Here is a 17,729-nt window from a genome sequence, read left to right as displayed (position 1 = left end):
GGAATTTATATTGTTTCAAAACGCACAATTTATCCCCCTAAAAGTCTTTTATTATATAGTAATTCATAACAAGTAGAAAGCAGCTCATAAACCACTAGTGTATGAATAATATAGAAAGTAATGAATGCGGCATCTTTAGGGGGAGATATTGATGAATTGGTTTGTACGTTATTGGTATCAACTGATGATAGAACATGATACGAGCTTTGTTCATAAAAGAAAATTGTCCCTTGCGAATAAGTTAGTACTTACAGCTTTGATGAGTACATTAGCCACCATGTTTCAAGCAGCTGGGAACTTAGTTCCTGGTATAGGTTTGCTCATTAGTCCATTTTCGACATTACCGATTTTTTTTGCTATTTTCTATTCTATTCGTGAGGGAATACTTTCTTATATTCTTACTATTTTTCTATTATTTATTATTGAGCCAAGTGAACTAATTGTCTTTCCTTTTACTACAGGCTTATTAGGTCTAGCCTTAGGAGTATCTTTTTTAAAATTAAAGAGGAGAATTTGGATTGTTTCCTTTTCAGCAACTTGTCTAATTATTGGTATTATGATTGTTCTCGATGTTTTCCGTTTTCCGGTACTTGGTCCTGCTGTTCATACAACTATGGATATAAAAATTATTTTATCAATATCTATAATGAGCTTTCTATACTGTTGGATTTATGCAGGTTTTTGCAGAATAATGATGAATAGATTATATAAAGTGTTGTATTAACAATGGCATAATGAGGATTGGAGATTGAATTCATGACTAACGTTGCAGTTAGAAGACCGAATTTGAATGATGTAGATGAACTATATTTATTTTTCCGTATCGTTATTACGAATACATACAAAAATGAAGGATTGTCACAATCATTGGATGACATAGAAAATGAAATTAACTCAAAAAAGCAGTATTTGAAAAGTGATTTTGATAGTAACGGAGAAGGTCGTTACTTTTTATTAGCAATTGATACAAGTAACGATAAAATCATTGGAACAATCGAAATCGGTCCAGCAAGTACATTGATTAATAGTTGTACAGGTGGTGTACTTAAAAATTTGTATGAAATAGGAACTGTATTCATACTTCCGGAGTATCAGAGAAAGGGAATAGGGAGTTTATTACTACATACAATGTTTCTTACATTACTTAGCAGAGGGATAACAGAATATTGTTTAGATAGTGGATATAAAAATGCGCAAAGTATATGGACGAAAAAGTTTGGAAAACCTAGCTATGTATTGAAAGATTACTGGGGAGAATCCAGCGATCATATGATTTGGAAGAAAAGTTTACATGATACACCTATAATATTTGAATTATAAAATGAAATATGCCTCTGAACATAGCTTTTCTTACTTATGTATGCTATTATTTATCTTTATAATAAAAGAGGACGTGAATGAACTTGATTAAAATTAATATTCCTGAAGCTGATGTTTCAATTACTGAACGTAAACAAGTTATTAAAGGAGACGAGCCAATCATTACTCCAATTAATGGATTTATCGATTTCCACTTGTTCCCTAGAGATAAAGGCGGCATTTTTATGTTTTACAATATTAATGACGAACTTCTTTTCGTAGGTAAAGCTCGTAAAATTAGACAACGTATTAAGAAGCATTTTGAAGATAATGTTTCACCAATTAAAAATCACCGTGATGAAGTATACCGCATTGATGCATGTATCGTAGAAGATCCAACAGGAAAGAGAAATTTACGAAACATATATCATTAATGAATACAAAGCGAAATATAACGTTGATAAAGTATTTTACAAATAATCAACATTAATAAAAAGCAATCCTAGCTAATATGCCAGGATTGTTTTTTATTTAGATTTATTCTTCATATCTTTCTCCTTTTTTCAAATGATTAGCAGCAACAAAACAGATTACACCTATAAATATAAGTATAATACCAACCGTTTTATGTTTTCCCTCAAAGAAAGGAATATCTGAAATAACATTTGTCATACATAGTCCTAAAAATACAAGGATAGGGCCCACCCAAAGTAATACATTACCGAATTTTGTGTGCTTCCACATAATAACCCTCCTTAACCCTCTTTACATATATATCCATAAATGAAAAGTAAATTCATAGAGAAATATAGTTTTTTTCATATCGAAAATTTAACCCTCATATATTGGTACAAGCAAAAGAGAAAGGAGACCATCATGAATTGGTTAGAAGCTTTCATACTAGGTATAATTCAAGGTTTAACAGAATTTTTACCAATCAGTAGTACCGGACATCTTTATTTAGGAAGGCATTTGTTCCGATTAGATGAGGCTGGCTTATTTTTAGATACGATGCTGCATATTGGGACTTTACTTGCGGTTTTTATTTATTACAAAAAAGAATTTATATATTTAATTAAAAACCCATTTTCAAAGCTCATGTTATTACTTATCGTTGGGACAATACCCGCAGTTGTTATTGGTTTATTGTTTAAAGACTTCTTTGAAGATATTTCAAAAACAGGAATCACGATCGGTTGGGAGTTTTTAGTGAGCGGATTCTTTCTCTACATGGCAGATAAACAAAAGAATGGTCGTAAAAAAATGGATGACATAACATATAAAGACGCATTAATTATCGGTTCATTTCAAGCTGCTGCTATTTTTCCAGCCATTTCTCGTTCTGGAATGACAATTGTCGCTGCATTATGGAGAAAATTAGATCGTGAAACAGCTGCTTACTTTTCTTTTTTACTTTCGACACCAGCCATTGTTGGAGCTATCATTTTGCAATTTGTAGACGTTTTTCAAGGGAAAGCAGAATCTATTTCTAGTACATCTTTAATTGTCGGAACGTTATCAGCAGCATTTTTTGGATACATAGCCGTTTCATGGATGATTCAATATTTAAAACGTCACTCTTTAAAAGTATTCGCGTATTACGTATGGGGATTAGGTATTTTAATTTTAATGTTGCAATTTACTGATGTATTTTAAGTATAATGATAAAGAAGTTAATTAGTTTAAGATCCTGTTTCATACAAGGCAGGATCTCTTTTTATTAAGGGGGAAAATATGTTTAATAAGGCTATCGTTATTGGTGGAAGTATGGCAGGAAAGTTTGCAGCAAAAGCATTATCAACTTCTTTTAAAGAAGTAATCATTATAGAAGCTGGTGAAAGGTGGGATGGAAAGTCTTCGAGAAAAAGAGTTCCACAAAGTAATCATCCTCACGTGTTATTAAAAGGTGGAGAAAACGCAATTGAAGAATTGTTTCCTACTATTACGAATGAATTAATAGAAGCAGGTAGTATCGTAAATAACTTTACTCGTGATTTAAAATGGCATCAATTTGGTTTATGGAAACAGCCATTCATAGGGGAAGTACATATGATTCAACAAAGTCGTCCTTTGCTAGAATGGCATATTCAAAAACGAATACATCAAATTTCAAATATTACTATTAAATATGAAACATTGGTTAAAGGGTTATTGGTAGATGAAAAGCTTAACAAAGTGTGTGGAGTAAAAGTTAAATATTTAGAGACAGACATACAAGAAGAAGTTCATGCAGACCTTGTAGTTGATGCGAGTGGATTTGGCTCAAAAAGTATAGAGTGGTTACGAGAATACGAAATTGAAGTACAAGAAGAGAAAGTTCGTATTGATTTATTTTACGCAACGAAAATGTTCAAACTTAAAGAAAATGAGAAATTAGACTGTTGTAATATGTTAATGTCTCCGAGTTTCCCTGATAACCCTTATGGCGTTCTTATTCAAACGATAGAAGATAATCGTTATTTTGTTACTTTCAGTGGATACGCAAACGAGAAAGCACCACAAACAGATGATGAGTTTTATGATTTTGCTGAAAACCTATCAATTTCTAATGTTACAGACTTCCTAAACAAGGCTGAGGGAATTACTGATATAAAGACATACAAAATTCCTTATCAAGTACGCCGGCGATTTGATTTAGTGAATAATGTACCAGAAGGCTTATTAGTTGTTGGAGATGCGCAATGTCGTTTTGATCCCGTTTTCGGCCAAGGCGTATCAGTTGCTGCTATGGAGGCTCACCAGTTGCAATTACTTCTGCAAGGTAGAAAACAACTTGATAAAACATTTACACAACAATTTTATAAAAAGGCAGCTACTATAATAGAAACCCCATGGGATATGACAACAACGGAAATATCACGTCATCCGCAACTAAAGAGAGAATTAACTACAAAACAAAAATTTCAGCTATGGTATACGAAACAAATATATCGACTATCCGCAAGTAATTCTGATGTTTATATTCGGTTAGTACGAGTTATGAATTTAATTCGTAGTCCATTTCATCTTTTTCATCCGAAAGTGCTACTATCTGTATTACTTAATCGAAAGTAATAGCAGGAATATAATTGATTAAAAAAGAATGTATAACAGTTAGTAAATCTAGAAGGAGAATACGGGATGGAAATATACATAGAGCAACTAAAGAAACAAGATGCTAAGGATTTATTTACGTTTGAACTTACGAATAAATCTTTTTTTGAAACAATGGTACCAAATCGTGGCTCAAAATATTTTGAATTTGAATATTTCCAAAAACTACTAGACGATTTATTAATAGAACAAGCAGATGGAGATTCTTATTTTTATTTAATTCGTAATGAAGAAAAAGAAATTGTAGGGCGAATTAATTTAGTAGATATAGATACGGAAACTCGAATTAGTTCGTTAGGTTATCGGGTCGGAGAAAAATTTACTAAAAAAGGAGTTGCAACAGCAGCCGTAAAATTAATTTTAGATGTAGCGAAAAATAATGAAATTACTGAAGTTCATGCTAAAACAACGACTAATAATCTCGCATCACAAATTGTACTAGAAAAAAGCGGATTTTCTTCTTACCAAAACGAATCAGATATAACATCTGTAGAATTACATGGAGAACATGTGAAGTTTGTACACTATATTTGGAGAAATACTTCGCGCTTATAATAAGGAGGACTTATTCATGAATGATTTACGTTATCCAATTGGCCAATTTACATACAAACGTCCTATAACTGAAGAAATGATTGATACATGGATTCAAGAAATTGAAGATTTACCTAATGAACTAACGAAGGCAATTAAAGATTTAGATCAGAAGCAGTTAGATACACCATATCGCGTTGGAGGGTGGACTGTCCGTCAAGTAGTTCATCACGTCGTTGATAGTCATATGAATAGCTACATACGCTTTAAATTAGCACTGACAGAAAAGAATCCCACTATTAAGCCGTATAAAGAAGAGAAGTGGGCAGAGTTACCCGATTCAAAATTACCGGTAGATGTTTCACTAGTAATGCTAGATTCATTACATAAAAGATGGGTTAACCTTTTATATTCTCTAGAAATTGAAGATTTAGAAAAGACATTTAACCATCCTGAAACTGGTGAAACAAAACTTGCTGTTGCAATAGGACTATACGCATGGCATGGTCGTCATCATACCGCTCATATTACTTCTTTAAGAAAGCGGCTGAATTGGTAACATGGATATTATATTAGAGAAGGCGACAGAAACTGATGCAGAAGTTATATTTCAAATGCAAATAGACTCATTTAGCCCTTTATTACATAAATATAAAGACTATGAAACAAATCCAGCAAATGAAACTATCGAAAAAACTATTTGTAGAATAAATCATGTAGACGGTGGCTTCTATAAAATAATAGTGGCAATGAATCTTGTTGGAGCGATATGCATTTCACCAAAAGAAACACCCTCTAAATTTTGAGTCCAATGTTTATTCACCCGAGTTATCAAGGAAAAGGAATTGCCCAAAAGGTACTTACATTAATTGAGGAAATGTTTCCTGAAGCAACGAGCTGGGAACTTGCTACTATTTTAGAAGAAGAGAAAAATTGCTTTTTATACGAAAAGATGGGTTATAAAAGAACAGAAGTTATAAAGAAATTAAATGATGAACTACACTTATTTATTACAAAAAAGAAAGGTAAAGCATATAAAATACGCTTTACCTTTTTATGTTATTTTAGATTAAATATACAAAAATAATGTATTTTCTTCCAAAATACTCGGGTTAGTAATTTTAAAAATGAATAAAAATACAAAAACCACTACTTAGTCGTAAAGGTTACTAACGCTTTTTGAATGCTTAAAATACTATCGTCACCTTTAAATTCTTTCGTAATTGGATCCTCCATACTAGACACCCAAATTTTAAGTTCTGCATCTAAATCAAAATGCCCAGCCGTTTCGATGCTATATTGTGTAATACTTTTATAAGGAATAGAATGGTATTCTGTTTTTTTGCCAGTTACTCCTTGTTTATCTACTAAAATAAGACGACGATTTGTAAATACGATTAGATCACGAATTAATTTATAAGCATGCTCTACTTTTTCATCGTCTAGCATAATCTTCTCTAAATCACGTTCTACACTTTCAGAACTCGTATTTGATGCATTTCCTAAAATACCGCTAAATAAACCCATATTAAATTCCTCCTTTAATATATGTGGAATGAATTACTTATATTGTAACATGTTACTCACAAAGATATTATGACATTACTTTAGTAGTTTCTGGTTATTGTTGTAATTAGTTTATATAACCTCATCTTAAAATCTTATGCTAATATGAAATTAAGAAAAAAGAAGCAGAGGGATATAGCATGAAGAATATTGGTTTAGTATTAGAGGGCGGAGGAATGAAAGGTTTATATACTGCAGGTGTACTCGAATATTTCATGGAAAAGAACTTATTCTTTCCGTATGTAGTCGGCGTATCAGCTGGAGCCTGTATGGGAGCAACCTATTTGTCACGTCAAAAAGGTAGAAATAAGAAAGTAAATACAGAGCTAGTATCAGATTACAGGTATATATCTTATCGAAACTTAATTCGAAAACGTGAATTATTCGGAATGGATTTTTTATTTGATGAAGTACCTAATAAAATTGTACCATTTGATTTTCAAACTTTCTTAAAATGTAATGAACAGTTTGTCATAGGGACGACTGATTGCGAATCAGGGCAAGCCATTTATTATAATAAAGCAGAACACGGAAATGATATTTTAAAAATCATTCGCGCCTCAAGCTCTGTACCGTTTATAGCACCTGCTGTAGAATATAATAATCGAAAATTATTAGATGGAGGGATTATAGACCCTATACCAGTTTTAAAAGCCCAAAAGGATGGTTATGAAAAGAACGTTGTCATTATGACAAAGCCAGAAGGATATGAGAAGCAGCGAAATAAATTTTCAGGCCTGGCTAAAATTTTATATAGAAAATATCCGAAAATCGCAGAGAATTTAGTAGACCATTATCGTTTTTATAATGAGACGATATCTTATATGAATCGAGAAGAACAAAAAGATAATTTTTATGTAATTCAACCAAGTGTACAGCTTCCTATAAGCGGAATAGAAAGAAATAAGGAAAAGCTCGTTAATCTATATAATCTTGGGTATATCGATGCTCAATATCATTATGAAAACTTATTAAATTGGATAGAGAAATAAAGGGGTGGAAAGTTGCTATTAGGTAAAAAGGTGATTTTTAATGAATTGCAGAGAATGCATAGTCCACTGCACAAATCGTTTCCTTATCGTGCTACAGCAAAAATGCAGCTAAACTTAAAAAGTGAGTTTACCAAAGATGACTGTATAAACGCTGATTTTAATCATTATTGGATGTATACAGCAGCTACTTTAAATTCTGTACTAAATGGAAACGAACAGAACATTACGTTTCAACAAATAAAGTGGTTAAGAAAATCGTTTTTCGAGTGGTTTCCGCAATATCGTTTTCTAGAAACAGAAATTGTGAATTATCCTATTTTGTATAGAGATTTCATAAGTTATGAGAAGACCAGGAAGCTATTACTTTATTACCTTACTGAATAAAAGCGAAAACGTACAGGTTACATTACTTGTACGTTTTTTTGTTCATAAAACATTCAATATTAACAACTAGTTTATATAGGAATTCTAATGAGAAGAAAGAAGTACATATAATAGAATGCTACAGGGGAGGAGAGAGGAATAGCTGTTTTACTTTAAGTTATTGTCCAACTCGAATACAGTTAGTTATTTATGTTAAAATATTTCGAGTGAAATCAAGCTTTTAAGGATTTCATTAAACATTAAACAAAACAAGTTAGCAACGTAGAAGGGATAACATTAACATGAAAAACGTATCAAATATAGATAAAGTAGAATCAATAAAATCTTTACAGTCAACAATTAGTAAACTTGAAAATGCCTTATCACAGATGACTCAAAAAGGATCAAATACTACTTTAGTGAAAAAAAGACTCAAAGCAGCTATTATCGGCTTAGCTATGTTAGAAAGTGTTTGGAAGCAAGAAACTCATCATTATACTCAGGAAGATTTAGCAGAAGCTCGTAATGTTCTGATTGGTTTGCTTCCATCAATTGAAAAGATTTACGATAAGTCAAAGCTTGGGAGTCCTCAAAGAACACTTTTAGAAAGAAGAATAAAATCATTGGAACTTTCTATTCAAGCGATTGATAATTTTTCTAATCAATAACTTCTCTAAACACATTACTTACGACTACTTTTATATAGGGATTCTAATGAAAAAACTACATATAGAGTACTACAAAAGAGGAAGAGAGGTGACTTCGATCATTAGTCATAAGTTAGAGCAGCTTAAAAATCAATTAAAGAATGGAAACGAAAAAGCTCTTTATACTTTTTTGCATGAAATCAAATCATACACCACTAATAGAACTATGCCCTATAGATAATCAGTATAAACTTATAACGTATATATGGTTAGGGGATCAAAATACTGAAAATGTTTATGTATTCGGTAGTTTTCCTGGTTGGGATCTGTCTGTAAATCAATTACAACGATTGTTACAGACAGATATTTGGTATGTTACGTTTAGAACAAATAAGAGTTTTATTTCAACTTATTATTTTACAGTAAATGATTTTTTCGAAAATAATTGGATAAAGCGTAGTGAACAGTATCGATTAGACCCATTTAATAAAAATACATTTGGAGAAGGTACCAATAAAGCGTCTGTGTTAAAAATAAGTATGGACATGCAGTATAGCAGTCGTTTCCCTTCAAATCATTATCCATCTGGGAGAATTGAAACATATTCTTTTCATAGTTCGATTTTAAATAACACACGTAAAATTCATATTTATACGTCTCATGATTATTCTCACACTCCACATCTTCAAGAACTTCTCATTGTATTTGATGGGAATTCATTCATTCAGAGCCTTTCAATTGAAAAAACACTTAATTATTTAATTTACGAAAAAGAAATCCCATCTTGCATTGCTGTTGCTATAGATCCTGTCGATCGATTAGAAGAGCTAACTTATAACGATAAAATGAATGCATTTTTAACGAAGGAATTACTTCCGTGGATTCAAGCTAAGTATCACGTTTATCAAGAAAAGAATCATACAACAATTGCTGGTTTCAGTCTTGGTGACTTAGCAGCTTTTTATGCAGTACTTCAAAATCCACATATTTTCGGAAATGTGTTGTCAATGTCTGGATCCGTACATTGGAAAAAGGATAATTATGAAAATACAATTCCTTGGATTGAAAATCAAATTTCATCAATAAATTCTAATGCGACTCATCTACATTCTTACATAGCAGTAGGTGAACTCGAAAACGAACCTCTTTTAACGGCTAATAGACGGCTATATAAAGCTTTAGAAGCAAAGAAATACCAAACCACTTACGAAGAGTTTCAAGGTGGACATGATAGCGTATGGTGGCGAGAAAAGCTATTCGATGGATTAAGGGCATTAGAATTTACAAAAACGACATTAGAAAATAAAAAGGAGAGAGAATCTATGAATCAAGAAGAACTAGATAAAAAACTAAAAAAACAAGAGATTTTAGTAAAAGATGAGAAAGTTTGGTCTTATACGTATGAGGATCATATTAGTTCTATCGTTAAACAAGCAGAACAGAAAGGAGCTTTTGATCATTTACCTGGTAAAGGGAAACCTCTTAATCTTGATAAAGATCTTTCGTACAATCCTGAAAAGCAACTTTATAGAACTTTAGCAAATAATCATGTTTTACCTAGGTGGATTGAGCTTTCAAAAGAAATTGATGATTTAAAAGAAAAGCTAAAAGAAAATACAAATACTGCAGAAGCAGCGGATTTAATTCGAACTATTAATAAAAAGGTATTAGAACATAATCTACTTTGTCCACCAAGCGCGCAAAAAATGAGGGTGAAAATGGATTTTTAACGATTTTCAATTAAGCTATCGCTTACTATATAATTAAGTTAGGCATTTTCAATTCATTACTAAAAGGAGGCAAATATAGTGAAGAATACGTATCAACTTCAAATTCCGAAAGAACTAGAACAGTATCGTAGTATTTTAGAAGAAAGTGTGAAACCGTATGTTAAAGTGTCTGGAACATTAGCAGAGACAACGCTTTTTGAAAGTAAGTTTGGTGGTTATCCGTATTTACCTATAGATCAAGAGCATCCTAAAGACTCAAACGGACAACCTATGATGCTACTTGCGCAGTTAAACCTTGAAGAAATACCAAACATTGAACATATGCCTCAACATGGAATGTTACAGTTTTTCATAAGTGCTGAAGAAGATCTTTTTGGAGCAGATTTTGATCATCCCACAAGCCAAAAAGACTTTCGAATTGTTTATCATTCTACAATCACAGCGGATTTAACTAAGGTGATTACTGATTTTAGTTATTTAAACACTTTAGATTTAGAGAATTTTATCATACCCAAAGCAGCAAAACTAAAGTTTGAGTTGGCATATCAACCAGTAACACCAAGAGATTATCGATTTGAAATGATTTTTAATGATAACATTGATTGGGAAGAAATTGTTGATGAAGAAAATAATACAGAATTAGGCGAACTGTATGATGATTTATGTAAGGATCAAGGACATAAAATTGGTGGTTATCCATTTTTCACACAGACAGATCCAAGGGAATGGGAAGAAAAATACCAGCAACATGACATATTATTGATGCAAATCGATACAGACGATTCATTAAATATTATGTGGGGTGATTCTGGGGTTGCTAATTTCTTTATACGTAAGGAAGATTTGTTAAATCTAGATTTTTCCAATGTCATTTACAATTGGGATTGTTACTAGAAGATATAAATAAAATAATAGCAAACAAAAAATCTTCCTGAAGGTGAGGAGGATTTTTTTATGTTAAAAATAAGCGTTATGTTAACTAGAATAAAAAACAATGAGTGTAATGAAAGTCAAGTCTAAATGACAGAAATAACAACAAATAATGTAAAGTTGTAAAACATGTGCAAATAGCAATTAATTCATTAAGTAAAACATAAAATAAAATTACTAATTTATATTTTGTATAGAAATAATTTTTCTGTATAAAAATTTCTTGCCAATCAAAAATGTTTTTAATTCGTTAAATCTTAAGCGATTATTGATTAAGATTTGCTGTGATGAATTTATAACAAATAAAAACGATAAAAACTGAAGAAATTTGTTTAGATAAGATTTAATGTAAATCTCACCAAAAATCTCCGTTTCGTCTCATTAAGTATAGTTTACTTGGGTTTTGATACCTGGTATTGCTTTGTTTCTATAACTACCTATAATATATATTATGTTAACTAACTTTAAATAATAAACTTATTATAGGTAAGTTAGTTTTTTTGTGATTAGCCTCCCCTCGTTCTTTTTAATCATTCTGTGTGATGGATTGTTTAGTTATTTGTTTTATAAGTTGTTGATGAAAATGTCTCCAGATATAAATTATATTTAAGACAATAAAAAATGCAATTCGTTTTAACTGAACACATTAAACGAATTGCATTGATATGATTCATAATAAGTTTTTAAAATTAGTTTGCTACAGCAATTGCTTCGATTTCAATTAAAAAGTTATCGTTAATTAACTTTCTAACTTCTACAGCTGAACTTGCTGGTGGATTTTTAGTATCAATGTATTGATCTCGTATATCTCTAACAGTGGCCATTTGAGAAATATCTGTTAGGAAAAATGTTAATTTTACTACATCATTAAATCTTAATTCCGAAGTTTCTAATGCACTTTTAATATTTTCGAAAACTTGTCGCGTTTGTGTAGCTAAATCACCAATGCCAACTATTTGACCATCAGTGTTAATCGCTACTTGTCCAGATATGTAAATTGTTCGTTTAGCGTTACTAACTTCCACTACATGTGAATATCCAGAAGTTGGTGGCATCGTTTCTGGATTGATAAATTTCTTTTGCAAGGTGTCTCTCTCCTTTTTTATCAAGACAATTGTAAAATCTATGTATTTACTATATTCAATCAATAAAATTAAGAATCCTTTATGATTTAAAAATAAAAAACCTTAGAATAGCTATCTTCATACCTATTCTAAGGTTTTTTAGGATTTTATATTTAGTTATCGCTAGTGGACATTGTTAAATTAATCTTTTCATAATCTCTTTTAAATTGATTATCATTTTTTAGCCAACGTTTGAAAGCCGATTCGCTTATTTCTAAATTTGAACAAGTTATAGCATTACATTTATTTTTCATATATTCTTCAAGGAAACTTTGTTTTCTTTGCTTAACAGCAGTTTGAGTTTGTTTTAATTTTCGATCTTGTAATTGATCTAAACTCAGACTTTCTTTCTGAAACACTTCATATTTTCTATGCAAATAAATATCTTTGTCTTTATAAATCCAATTTGAAAATAGTTGTATTGATTTTCTTCCAGATAAAATAACACGATAATGTTTGTTTTGATTTAGTAAATCGGCTCGTAAATTGCGATTTTGAAGAATTTGATGTAAAGAATTCATAAAGTTATATGATCCACCTACGAAATTAACTGTATAAGTTTCATACTTGACGTAACCATCCCCATCAAAATACCCACGAACAAAATGATGCAAATATTCTTCTGGTACAAAAGGAAATTCGATGTTAAATGATTTACATGGCATAATTCCGTGTATGTTCATAAGGTCGTCTTTTATTGTTTTGCTATTAATATTTAGCATATATACGCCTGTTTTTTTGTTTTGATAAAGTGGCTGGTTTGTTTTTAGTTCTTTTTTTATATCTTCTAAAATATAACTTTCTTTTTGAGATATACTGACACATTGATTTTCTTTCTGTATAACACCATCTGCTGCTATAAACCCTAAAATATAAGCCATATTGTTTGACCACGTTTTAAAATAATCTTCTGTTATGTCATACTTTCTCTTCCAACTCCCTATAGCGCGCCTTGGTACGTTATTGTCTGATAAAACCATACGAATATACCTTGCAGACACATTAGCAAGCATGGCGATTTCTGAGGTGCTCTTCCCTTCAGTATACAAATGAATGATTTCCGATTTTGATAGTTTACATTTTGAGTTCTTTTTTCTCTCTATTTGCACTTACGTCCTCTCCTTCCTTTCTTTTATTAGAGACATATTTTCTTCTATAACATACAACGAAACGTATGTTCTTTGTTGCGTATAAGAAGGAATTTACTAAATAAAAACAATTTACATGTACTTAATATTTGTTTTAGCTGCCACTGTGCAATTTGTACTTTATAGATACAAATAATGAATTTGACGAATTTATGAAATACAAGGCAATTTAGATGAAAGGTAAAATAATATAGTTTAAACTACAAATAGCTACAATAACAACATACGTAAATTGTTAATCGTAAAAAGGAGAACGAATGAATAAGAAATATACAAATCAAATTCATACTGATATGAGTTTTAAACCGAAAGATATTATAAGTTTAATGACGGATTACTTTAAAATAAAATCAAAGCTGCGTCCTATAAAGGATTTGCCTATCGTTTTATCAAATAAAGATAATGAATCGTTAGAGAGTGTTACATGGTTTGGCCATTCTGCTTCTCTTTTGAAAATAGAAGGTAAAAAACTATTATTAGACCCTATGTTTGGAGATGCCTCTTCCCCATTTCCTTTGTTTAATAGTAAACGCTATAGTGGTACTTTTTCTTTAGAACGTGATGACCTTCAAGAAATTGATGCGATTATCATTTCTCATAATCACTATGATCATTTGAATTACAAAAGTATTATGCAGTTAAAAGATCGCGCAAAGCACTTTTATGTTCCAACTGGAGTTGCGCAATATCTTATTAAATGGGGTGTTTCGCCTAGTAAAATTAGTGAACATAATTGGTGGGACGAAATTACGTTTGATAATATTAAGTTAGTATGTGCGCCTGCAAGGCATTTCTCGGGACGTGGTATGACAGATAGAGATCGTTCATTATGGTGTTCATGGCTTATTCTTGGTCAAGAGACTAAAATTTTCTTTAGTGGTGATAGCGGTTATACCCCTCACTTTAAGGAAATTGGTGATAAATACGGTCCATTCGATCTTACATTAATGGAATGCGGGCAATATGATCCGAGGTGGTCTGCTATTCATATGTTGCCTGAAGAAACGGTACAAGCTCATATTGATGTTAAAGGAGAATTACTTCTTCCGATTCATTGGGGTGCCTTTACGTTAGCATTACACGAATGGAGTGACCCGATAGAACGTGTTACGAAAGAAGCTAACCGTTTAGGAGTTAAAATTACAACGCCTCAAATTGGTGAATCTATTACGTTAAAATCTACAAATTATCCTTCATCCGCTTGGTGGAAGGAAATTTAATTTTAAAATATAAAAAGAGCGAATCCTCTTATAAAGAATTCGCTCTTTTTTCTGTATTTAAACTTATTTCACAATATTGGATTTCCCACTATCTAAAACTCTATTTGCTGGTACACTGGACATTTCAACCACTGTAATTCATACTCTTATCAGTCAGTTCAATGAGTTCGGTTTCATGTTTTATTTTATTTAAATCCCAAACCATCCCATGAAATTCATTATGCTGACCACTTACTTTTATAATGCTTTTTGTTTTATTTGAAGGCTGTATTTGAAGATTTGTAAATTGATTCCCACTAATTTCATTTGGCGTAGTTACTTGACTATCCATATAAATCATATTTACACAGTCTTCTAAAGAAAAGTTCATAAAACGATTGGCATTTATCCAAGCTTGTCCGGTGCTCGGTTTTTTTGCTACTAATTTTAGTCCGGTTTCCATTCCTACAATTTTAATGTTTTCGAAGTTAACAAACGAAATTTCATTTTCTTTTCCAGCAGAGTATAAAGAAATTCCGGTACCTTTATTCGTTTCCGTCCAATTGATAATATTTATATCTTTTATTTGTGTTTTGTTCCAAGTGTTATAATATTTATTTTTACCGTCTAAATAAATAACTTCAGAGTTAAATTTAGGATCGTCAATAGCTATATACGCTCCTTCAATGGATGCGTTGTTCTCCAGTTCTAGAACTCTAAAGTTTCCCTCAACTACAAATTGGGATCCATAACCAAATAATAATTTCACACCTTTTTTAACAATGATTGGTGACGTAATTTTATACTTCTTATCATCAAGTAATACCGTTTTAATTTTACTAGATTCTGCTTTATTAATAGCAGATTGTATTTTTATTGAATCATTTTCCCCTTTAAAGTTTTCTACATACAAGTTAGTACTTTTAGCTGCATAGTTTTTTTTGTTGTATTGATAAAAAGCAAAAGTAATTAAAACTATACCAATGAGTAAAACAATTATTTTCTTCATCATACTCACCCCATATCGATTAATCTATGGCTTTTATATTGAGGTTATTATTATTTTGCTTTGTATTTCAGATTACCATTGCTGCTTTGTCTATGATTGAATTATATTATGTAGGATTTAGTAAACTGTTTGCTTTACTAATACATCATTCTTATAATGTATTGATTTATGATTTCATAAATCAATAGTCTGCTTGTACATAATGTAATTCCTTCCTCTATCCCTAATACGCTCTTACTGGTGATATAAGATGTACTGCTGCAGATTGTTCTCCTGCTTCAATCAATATCGGTCTCATAGAACCGCCAAAGCTTAAAGTAATCGTTTCTTCTTTTATTGCTCGTAAAGCATCAACCATAAAACGCCCATCGAAAGATATATTTAATTGTTTTTCACCTTGAATCGCATCTATTTGTTGCGTTTCGGATATTTTCCCAATTTGAGAAGCGTTTGAAGAAATTTTAATTGTGGATTCGTTTATGATTTCTAAGTTAACATTGTTATTGGCCCATTCACTTGCTAATAAACTTGATCGGTCTACACCTTGTAATATCTTTTTTCTATCTACGTTAATAATCGTTTTAAAATCATTTGGAATAAGGTTAGAAATATTAGGATATTTCCCTTCAATTAGTCTTGAATATAATGTAGTTGTTCCAAACGTAAATATAATATGACTCTCCGAAAAGTAGATATATACGAATTCCGAATTGCTGTTCATTAATTTTAGAAGTTCATTAATGGTTGCGCTTGGTACAATACAATTTGCTTTTACATCTGAGGAAAGTAGCGTTTCACGTATCGCTAGTCTATGTGAGTCAGTTGCAGCACAAATTAACTTATTATTAGATAACTCTATATGCACCCCAGTAAGAACAGGTCTAGATTCATTTTTTGCTACCGCAAAAACTGTTTGTTTAAATACTTCAATCAATTGCTCTGTCTCTACTTTGATTTCTGCATGATTGTCTATAAGTGGTACATTCGGAAACTCATCTGCAGGAAATCCATTTAAACTTAATGTGATTTCTTCTGATTGTATCTTAATAATTTGCTCATTCTTACTTTTTATTGCTATATCACTTGGCATTTTCTTTATTATTTCAATGAAATACTTTGCAGGTACAACAATAGTTCCTGCCTTTAAAATAGTTGCAATCTTTTCGTCTTCAATTAAAACAGGAATGAATTTTTCAATAAAAATATTCGAGTTACTTGCAATTAAAGTAATTCCAGATTGATCTGCAGTTATTTTTATACCAGATAATATAGGAATTAAAAATTTTGTTGATATTGCTTTGTTGACTTCTGAAAGTGCTTGAGTGAATTGTTTGTGATTAACGATAAACTCCATGTTTTCCCCGCCTTACATGAGATAATATTTTTATGAAGATTGAGTGAAACGAATTGGTTCCGGTTAAAAAAATAAGGTACTGTTTCTTTCTTTTGTAATAAATCTAGTAAATGTTCTGGTATGCGTAAATATGGAGCTGCTATATGTAATTCCATCCAAGTAATCTCTTCAATTTCTTTTGGCCTTGATATATATGTCTCTCCGCCAATTATTTCACCTAGAAAATTAAAGAAAATTGCATGATGATCTCTTTCCTCGAAAAAGGCTTCGCTGATAGAATAAATCCCTTTTACGTTTATATGTAACCCTGTTTCTTCTTTTACTTCTCGAATTACTGCTTCTTCCAATGTTTCTCCTAATTTAACTGCGCCACCTGGTAATGTATAATAAGAACCATTTTCCCCTTTGTTTTTTACCATTAAAATCTTTTCATTAGTTTTATCGTACAAAATCGCGTATGTAACATTAACTTTTTTCATATGTACCTCCTCTATTTTTAATAAAAGGAATTTTCTGTCTTCTATTCATTCTACCATTAACTCCTTTTAATATATATAAGTTAGTTAAGTCTTGCCTTTACCACTATTGGTGGAGTTAATAAGAATAGGCTACTGATATAAAAAAAGAACGTACCTTAGGAAGAGTATCCAAAGTACGTTCTTGCAGTTTTAGAATAAAAATTGATCCAATTAATACTGAAATTAATAATAACCTCGCCCTTATTGCATTTGTATTCCAAAT

Annotated in this window: 16 protein-coding genes and 5 pseudogenes; 14 read left to right on the top strand and 7 right to left on the bottom strand. The window is 31.2% G+C overall.

Annotation, left to right across the window (positions count from 1 at the left end; all coding sequences use genetic code 11):
* The first annotated feature begins 151 nt into the window (after positions 1-151).
* The 3 genes and pseudogenes from BC_RS13575 (at position 152) to BC_RS13565 (ending at position 1,779) form a co-directional block, all read left to right on the top strand.
* Positions 152-724: a hypothetical protein gene (locus BC_RS13575; protein WP_001103998.1), complete on the top strand. Its 573-nt coding sequence runs from the start codon at positions 152-154 to the stop codon at positions 722-724.
* 32 nt (positions 725-756) lie between these two features.
* Positions 757-1,320: a GNAT family N-acetyltransferase gene (locus tag BC_RS13570; RefSeq protein WP_000185966.1), complete on the top strand. Its 564-nt coding sequence runs from the start codon at positions 757-759 to the stop codon at positions 1,318-1,320.
* A gap of 77 nt (positions 1,321-1,397) precedes the next feature.
* Positions 1,398-1,779 (top strand): annotated as a pseudogene (locus BC_RS13565) (nucleotide excision repair endonuclease).
* A gap of 57 nt (positions 1,780-1,836) precedes the next feature.
* Here BC_RS13565 and BC_RS13560 read toward each other — a convergent pair.
* Positions 1,837-2,043 carry a hypothetical protein gene (locus BC_RS13560; protein ID WP_000265476.1) on the bottom strand — a complete coding sequence of 69 codons (207 nt, stop codon included), beginning with the start codon at positions 2,041-2,043 and terminating at the stop codon, positions 1,837-1,839.
* A 132-nt stretch (positions 2,044-2,175) separates the two neighbouring features.
* Between BC_RS13560 and BC_RS13555 the strand changes: the two genes are divergently transcribed.
* The 5 genes and pseudogenes from BC_RS13555 (at position 2,176) to BC_RS13535 (ending at position 5,955) form a co-directional block, all read left to right on the top strand.
* Positions 2,176-2,955: an undecaprenyl-diphosphate phosphatase gene (locus BC_RS13555; RefSeq protein WP_001104295.1), complete on the top strand. Its 780-nt coding sequence runs from the start codon at positions 2,176-2,178 to the stop codon at positions 2,953-2,955.
* A 78-nt stretch (positions 2,956-3,033) separates the two neighbouring features.
* Positions 3,034-4,353 carry an FAD-dependent monooxygenase gene (locus BC_RS13550; protein WP_000482062.1) on the top strand — a complete coding sequence of 440 codons (1,320 nt, stop codon included), beginning with the start codon at positions 3,034-3,036 and terminating at the stop codon, positions 4,351-4,353.
* 66 nt (positions 4,354-4,419) lie between these two features.
* On the top strand, positions 4,420-4,947 hold the full coding sequence (locus BC_RS13545) for a GNAT family N-acetyltransferase (protein ID WP_000409241.1): 528 nt from the start codon (positions 4,420-4,422) through the stop codon (positions 4,945-4,947).
* A gap of 16 nt (positions 4,948-4,963) precedes the next feature.
* On the top strand, positions 4,964-5,485 hold the full coding sequence (locus BC_RS13540; RefSeq protein WP_000999070.1) for a YfiT family bacillithiol transferase: 522 nt from the start codon (positions 4,964-4,966) through the stop codon (positions 5,483-5,485).
* Position 5,486: 1 nt separating this feature from the next.
* Positions 5,487-5,955, top strand: a pseudogene (locus BC_RS13535) (GNAT family N-acetyltransferase).
* A gap of 120 nt (positions 5,956-6,075) precedes the next feature.
* On the opposite strand, the gene BC_RS13530 reads toward BC_RS13535, so the two are convergent.
* Complete coding sequence (locus BC_RS13530; RefSeq protein ID WP_000522472.1) at positions 6,076-6,453, bottom strand: PH domain-containing protein; 378 nt, start codon at positions 6,451-6,453, stop codon at positions 6,076-6,078.
* A 179-nt stretch (positions 6,454-6,632) separates the two neighbouring features.
* Between BC_RS13530 and BC_RS13525 the strand changes: the two genes are divergently transcribed.
* The 5 genes and pseudogenes from BC_RS13525 to BC_RS13505 all read left to right on the top strand — a co-directional run bounded on the left by BC_RS13525 (position 6,633) and on the right by BC_RS13505 (position 11,118).
* On the top strand, positions 6,633-7,484 hold the full coding sequence (locus tag BC_RS13525) for a patatin-like phospholipase family protein (protein ID WP_000789277.1): 852 nt from the start codon (positions 6,633-6,635) through the stop codon (positions 7,482-7,484).
* Between the two features lie 12 nt (positions 7,485-7,496).
* Entirely contained in the window at positions 7,497-7,868 is a 372-nt protein-coding gene (locus BC_RS13520) for a YxiJ-like family protein (protein WP_000924178.1), read from the top strand.
* Between the two features lie 281 nt (positions 7,869-8,149).
* On the top strand, positions 8,150-8,515 hold the full coding sequence (locus tag BC_RS13515; RefSeq protein WP_000800301.1) for a hypothetical protein: 366 nt from the start codon (positions 8,150-8,152) through the stop codon (positions 8,513-8,515).
* A gap of 88 nt (positions 8,516-8,603) precedes the next feature.
* Positions 8,604-10,224, top strand: a pseudogene (locus BC_RS13510) (DnaJ family domain-containing protein).
* 78 nt (positions 10,225-10,302) lie between these two features.
* Positions 10,303-11,118, top strand: a complete 816-nt coding sequence (locus BC_RS13505; RefSeq protein ID WP_000799803.1) for a YwqG family protein — start codon at positions 10,303-10,305, stop codon at positions 11,116-11,118.
* Positions 11,119-11,843: 725 nt separating this feature from the next.
* Here the strand turns inward: BC_RS13505 and BC_RS13500 are convergent.
* Positions 11,844-12,239, bottom strand: a complete 396-nt coding sequence (locus BC_RS13500; RefSeq protein WP_001169716.1) for a RidA family protein — start codon at positions 12,237-12,239, stop codon at positions 11,844-11,846.
* A 152-nt stretch (positions 12,240-12,391) separates the two neighbouring features.
* Positions 12,392-13,387, bottom strand: coding sequence for an LAGLIDADG family homing endonuclease (locus tag BC_RS13495; RefSeq protein WP_001165409.1), 996 nt, complete (start codon positions 13,385-13,387; stop codon positions 12,392-12,394).
* Positions 13,388-13,683: 296 nt separating this feature from the next.
* Between BC_RS13495 and BC_RS13490 the strand changes: the two genes are divergently transcribed.
* Entirely contained in the window at positions 13,684-14,646 is a 963-nt protein-coding gene (locus BC_RS13490) for an MBL fold metallo-hydrolase (RefSeq protein ID WP_001037063.1), read from the top strand.
* 63 nt (positions 14,647-14,709) lie between these two features.
* Here BC_RS13490 and BC_RS13485 read toward each other — a convergent pair.
* The 3 genes and pseudogenes from BC_RS13485 to BC_RS13475 form a co-directional block, all read right to left on the bottom strand.
* Positions 14,710-15,634, bottom strand: a pseudogene (locus tag BC_RS13485) (hypothetical protein).
* 223 nt (positions 15,635-15,857) lie between these two features.
* On the bottom strand, positions 15,858-16,988 hold the full coding sequence (dnaN, locus tag BC_RS13480) for a DNA polymerase III subunit beta (RefSeq protein WP_000394467.1): 1,131 nt from the start codon (positions 16,986-16,988) through the stop codon (positions 15,858-15,860).
* Positions 16,989-17,050: 62 nt separating this feature from the next.
* A pseudogene (locus BC_RS13475) lies at positions 17,051-17,467 on the bottom strand (NUDIX hydrolase); the annotation flags it as partial.
* Positions 17,468-17,729: the final 262 nt, after the last annotated feature.

It is taken from the genome of Bacillus cereus ATCC 14579, from assembly GCF_000007825.1.
In the GTDB taxonomy this organism is placed as follows: domain Bacteria; phylum Bacillota; class Bacilli; order Bacillales; family Bacillaceae_G; genus Bacillus_A; species Bacillus_A cereus.
This window is presented reverse-complemented; position numbering and strand designations above follow the sequence as displayed.

Excerpts from the sequence above, each read along its gene's own strand:
- BC_RS13540 (WP_000999070.1), top strand. The coding sequence starts at position 4,964 with ATGAATGATTTACGTTATCCAATTGGCCAATTTACATACAAACGTCCT.
- BC_RS13530 (WP_000522472.1), bottom strand. The coding sequence starts at position 6,453 with ATGGGTTTATTTAGCGGTATTTTAGGAAATGCATCAAATACGAGTTCT.
- BC_RS13545 (WP_000409241.1), top strand. The coding sequence starts at position 4,420 with ATGGAAATATACATAGAGCAACTAAAGAAACAAGATGCTAAGGATTTA.
- BC_RS13555 (WP_001104295.1), top strand. The coding sequence starts at position 2,176 with ATGAATTGGTTAGAAGCTTTCATACTAGGTATAATTCAAGGTTTAACA.
- BC_RS13490 (WP_001037063.1), top strand. The coding sequence starts at position 13,684 with ATGAATAAGAAATATACAAATCAAATTCATACTGATATGAGTTTTAAA.
- BC_RS13515 (WP_000800301.1), top strand. The coding sequence starts at position 8,150 with ATGAAAAACGTATCAAATATAGATAAAGTAGAATCAATAAAATCTTTA.
- BC_RS13560 (WP_000265476.1), bottom strand. The coding sequence starts at position 2,043 with ATGTGGAAGCACACAAAATTCGGTAATGTATTACTTTGGGTGGGCCCT.
- BC_RS13570 (WP_000185966.1), top strand. The coding sequence starts at position 757 with ATGACTAACGTTGCAGTTAGAAGACCGAATTTGAATGATGTAGATGAA.
- BC_RS13575 (WP_001103998.1), top strand. The coding sequence starts at position 152 with ATGAATTGGTTTGTACGTTATTGGTATCAACTGATGATAGAACATGAT.
- BC_RS13550 (WP_000482062.1), top strand. The coding sequence starts at position 3,034 with ATGTTTAATAAGGCTATCGTTATTGGTGGAAGTATGGCAGGAAAGTTT.
- dnaN (WP_000394467.1), bottom strand. The coding sequence starts at position 16,988 with ATGGAGTTTATCGTTAATCACAAACAATTCACTCAAGCACTTTCAGAA.
- BC_RS13525 (WP_000789277.1), top strand. The coding sequence starts at position 6,633 with ATGAAGAATATTGGTTTAGTATTAGAGGGCGGAGGAATGAAAGGTTTA.